Source organism: Chitinophaga sp., from assembly GCF_036566945.1.
Taxonomy (GTDB): Bacteria; Bacteroidota; Bacteroidia; order Chitinophagales; family Chitinophagaceae; genus Chitinophaga.
The window spans coordinates 1-4,326 of the sequence record NZ_DATCVJ010000197.1 but is presented as its reverse complement, the minus strand read 5'-3'; the positions used below and the strand labels follow the sequence as shown (position 1 = coordinate 4,326).

3 protein-coding genes are annotated in these 4,326 nt (G+C 44.8%); all 3 read left to right on the top strand.

The genetic code is table 11. The annotated features are described in order from the left end of the window. On the top strand, positions 1 to 204 hold a 204-nt coding region (locus tag VIP81_RS05600; RefSeq protein ID WP_331957489.1), incomplete at its 5' end, for a hypothetical protein. A gap of 64 nt (positions 205 to 268) precedes the next feature. Then, positions 269 to 2,551, top strand: coding sequence for a TonB-dependent receptor (locus VIP81_RS05595; RefSeq protein ID WP_331957488.1), 2,283 nt, complete (start codon positions 269 to 271; stop codon positions 2,549 to 2,551). Between the two features lie 4 nt (positions 2,552 to 2,555). Next, entirely contained in the window at positions 2,556 to 3,770 is a 1,215-nt protein-coding gene (locus VIP81_RS05590) for a sialidase family protein (protein WP_331957487.1), read from the top strand. Positions 3,771 to 4,326: the final 556 nt, after the last annotated feature.

Genomic DNA, 4,326 nt, shown 5'->3' with positions numbered 1-4,326 from the left:
AAAGAGCTCGATCGGGATGCCCGGCAAGACCAGAATAATAGTAACAACAGAGAAAAATATGAAGTGATGTTTGTAGAAGCGATTCAGTCGTTTAATGCAGCACCACCTCCTGACCAGATCATTTTCGTTTCCTTTTATAAGGACCCCTGCCCGAATACACTCGTATGTTCGGTTTTCCACCCGCCGCAGTCAGTAGTTTCGTAACCTTCCTTTACACTACCTGACTAACTCTGTTTGCTTACCGCAAACAGTAAACTATTTTATTTACATGAAACAATGTTGTGTACTCATCATTGCGTGTATGGCTGCCTATGGCAGTAATGCACAGCAACTACGTGGGCGCGTGGCTGATGCGGAGACAAAAGAAGCTTTACCTGGTGTGAATGTAAGACTGCTGCATGCTGCAGCGGGCTGTAATACCAATGCACAGGGGAAATATGAATTATCCGCGGCCACTACCGACTCTATAGAAGTATCTTATATTGGCTACATCTCCCGGCAAATACCCGCTGATGTTGCCGCCCATACGCCCGTGATTTACCTCCGGCAAAGAACCACTAACCTGAATGAAATCATCGTTTCTTCTTCGAGAGATAAGCAGGAGCGCACCGCTGTGCCGGTGGCCGTCAGTACCATTTCTCCCCAAACATTAAACGATACTAAAGCTACCACGCTGGATCAGGTGTTGAATAAGGTGAGCGGCGTTTATATGGTGGATTTGGGCAATGAGCAGCACACCATGGCTATCAGTCAGCCTATTGGCTATAAAAGCCTGTTTTTGTATCTGGAAGATGGGATACCTATCAGAACCATCGGGGACTTCAACCACAATGCGCTGATAGAAATTAATATGGCTGCACTGAGGAATATTGAAGTCATTCGCGGACCTGCCTCTTCTTTATATGGCAGCGAAGCGGTAGGGGGTGCAGTGAATTTTATTACGGCCTCACCTACGCTGGTGCCTACTGCCAAAATCCAGTTGGAAGGCAGCAACTGGGGATATAAAAGGGCCGACTTCAGTGTATCCAATACCGTTAAAAAAGCAGGTTTTGCAGTAAGTGGTTATTACGCCAATCAAAGCAATGGCTACATGGATCATAGTGATTTTCATAAACTGGCATTGACGGCGAAAGTAGACTACCAGATCAATGAAAAAACGAAATGGACGAATGCCGCTACCCTGATCAATTACAAAACGGACCAAACGGGTGGCCTGGATAGCACGCATTTCTTTGCAAAAGATTATCGCAATTTCCAAACGTTTACCTATCGGGAAGTGAAAGCATTGCGTGTGCGCAGCACGCTGGATCATGAATGGAATAGCAGCAACCATACAACTTTTACGGCTTTCTTCCGTAATAATACCATCGGGCAAAATCCCTTTTATGCAATCCAGGACGTAAAGGGTACGCAAAAAGCAAACGGGCAAATCAACAGCGATGGGTTTAACAGCTATGGTGTGATTGTACAACATAAGAAACAGTTTCACTGGAAGGATGCTGCGTTGATAGCCGGTGTGAGCGCTGACTATAGTCCTGCTACCTATGTGGCCGATTATATTGCCATTACAAAAGATGCAGCGGGTTATTACGCCAGCTACCGCCAAACGGATTCTGTATTAACAGATTACCGGGTAGGACTGCTTAACAGTGCTGTATACACGCAGTTTGAATTTTCGCCCATACAACAAATGAGAGTGGTAGCCGCATTGCGCTACGACCGGATGGATTATAATTTCGAGAACCATTTAACACCGTCTGCTTACACCGGTGCGCCCAGCGAACGTAATAATTTTAATGCGCTCACACCTAAGCTGGGACTTACTTACAACCTGGGTAACAATCGTGGTTTGTATGCTAATTACAGTGTTGGTTTTGCGCCGCCTAATATCTCAGAACTTTATACCGGTGTAAAAGTGCCGGTGTTGAAATCTGCTACTTATCAAAACTATGAAGCAGGAGGCTGGTTCGGATTTGCAAAGCATAAAGGATATGCAGATCTGAGTATTTACCGCATGAATGGCAGTAACGAAATTATCAGTGTGAGAAATGCAGATGGTGTGTATGAAAACAGGAATACCGGCGCTACCACGCATAGCGGTGTAGAGTGGAATGTAAAATATGCGCCCATTGGCAGTTTGCTGATCCGCAGCAGTGGTACTTACGCGGAGCATCTTTTTAAAGCTTATGCAGATGGAAATAAAGTATATACCGATAACCAGATGAATGGTGCGCCTAAATGGATTGCCAACACAGAGGTTACCTGGAAACCGGCTGTCCTGAAAGGTTTCAGGATAGGCGCGGAATGGCAGCATATAGGTAAATACTTTATGGATGCTGCCAATACTTCGGTATATAATGGATATGATCTGTTTAATGCAAGGGCTGGATATGCATTTAAAGGTTTTGAATGCTGGCTCAACTGCATGAACATTGGTGATCAGTTGTATGCCACTACAGCAGAGAAATCTGCTTATGGAAAAACATACAGGGTAGGCCCCAGGCAAACATTCAACTTTGGTGTTGCTTATACATTTACCGGAAAAAATTAAGAATATGAAACCAATGGTAGCCGCAATATTGTTGTTGTTGACGTTATCCTGCCACCGTAGCGGGATACAGCCGGAAGCAGCGGTGGTGGTATCACATGCAGGAAAAGATGCTTCCTGTCCTTTTATTACAAAAGATACAGATGGTCACCCCGTGATTAGCTGGGTGGAGAAAGATAGTAGTGCAGATACCGGTTTAATGTACTATGCGGTGTCTAACGATAACGGACATACGTTTTCTGAGCCTGTAGTAATACCTGCTACCACAGGTGTTTTTCCGCATGATGAAAATCTCCCGAAGCTGTTGTTTAAACCGGGCGGAAATATCATTGCATTGTTTGGGGTAGAGGCCAATGATCCGCGTAATAAGTATGCAGGAAAAGTGATGTATACACAGTCTTTTGATCATGGCAAAACCTGGCAGGCAGCGGTGCCGCTGGTAACAGATACCGCTGGATATGACCAGCGTTACTTTGATATGGCTTTATTACCTGGAGGCGAAGCGGCGGCTATCTGGCTGGACAACCGGAAGGAAACCAACGCAGAAGGATCAACGCTTTATTTTGCAGTTACAAACGGACAAAAGGGCTTTCAATCTGCTATGCCGGTGGCGACGACTATCTGCCAGTGTTGCCGTACCAAAATGTATGTAGCAGATAATGGTAACATACATCTGGCATATCGGGATATTATCAACGATTCTATTCGTGATATGGTACACCAGGTATCCAGGGATGGAGGCAAATCATTTTCTGCGCCGGTGCGCATCAGCGCCGACAACTGGGTGGTGAATGGTTGCCCCCATACAGGACCTACGCTGACGGCCAACAGCACAGGGTTGCATTTTGCCTGGTTTACGATGGGCGGAGGACAGGGGGCCTTTTATTGCCGCTCTGTGGATAACGGACAAACCTATACGCAAAGGGAATCCCTGAGTAAAGCATCAATGGCCAAACATCCGCAAATGACCACCGTAAATGATCAGCTCCTGGTGGTGTGGGATGAACCGGTAAAATGGAAAAATGATTTCAACAGCAGGGTAGGGTTTCAATACAAAGCGGCCGATGGTAAAACGATACAGGCAGGCATGCTGACAACAGATAGCAGCTATGCAAATTTTCCGGTGATTACTGCGGTGGAAGAGAACAAAGCACTGCTGGCTTATAAGCAACGTAATGGCAGCAGCAGTGAGGTAGTGGTAAGTAGAATAGCGCTTCCCTAGACTGGTATCAGCACTAAAAAAAATTGGGATGTAGATGATTTTCAAAGATGTTCTCCTGAAAAAAACTACATCCCAAATTGAAAAAATTCTCAGCTGTAACCCAAAGAAAAGCCTTTTTGTCCGGCCCAATCTTTACGCGATGCCCAACGACCGTAATTGCTCTTGCGAGAGCTGCCGAAATAGAGGCGCCATCCTTCTTTCCACGTGGGATAGTACAGACGTAACAAGTACATAGTGATAAATGTAAGCATAGGGATATGGTTTCATGTTTGGATAGTCTGGTTTAGTCGCATTGGCATAGATTTTTTGCCGGATAGTAGTATATGGGCAAAAAATATATAAATGTTTCCAAATATAAAAACTCTCGCGAGACCATAAAATCACATCTATGTGTTATTTTTTATCTATGTAATAAGCATTGGCCTGTTGTAAAGGTGTCATTACCAGATCATTAATGCAAACATGGGCTGGCAGGGTGGTGCAATAGTATACCACATCTGCTACATCCTGTGGCGTTAAAGGAATAAATCCTTTATAAACTTCTTTCGCTTTTTCT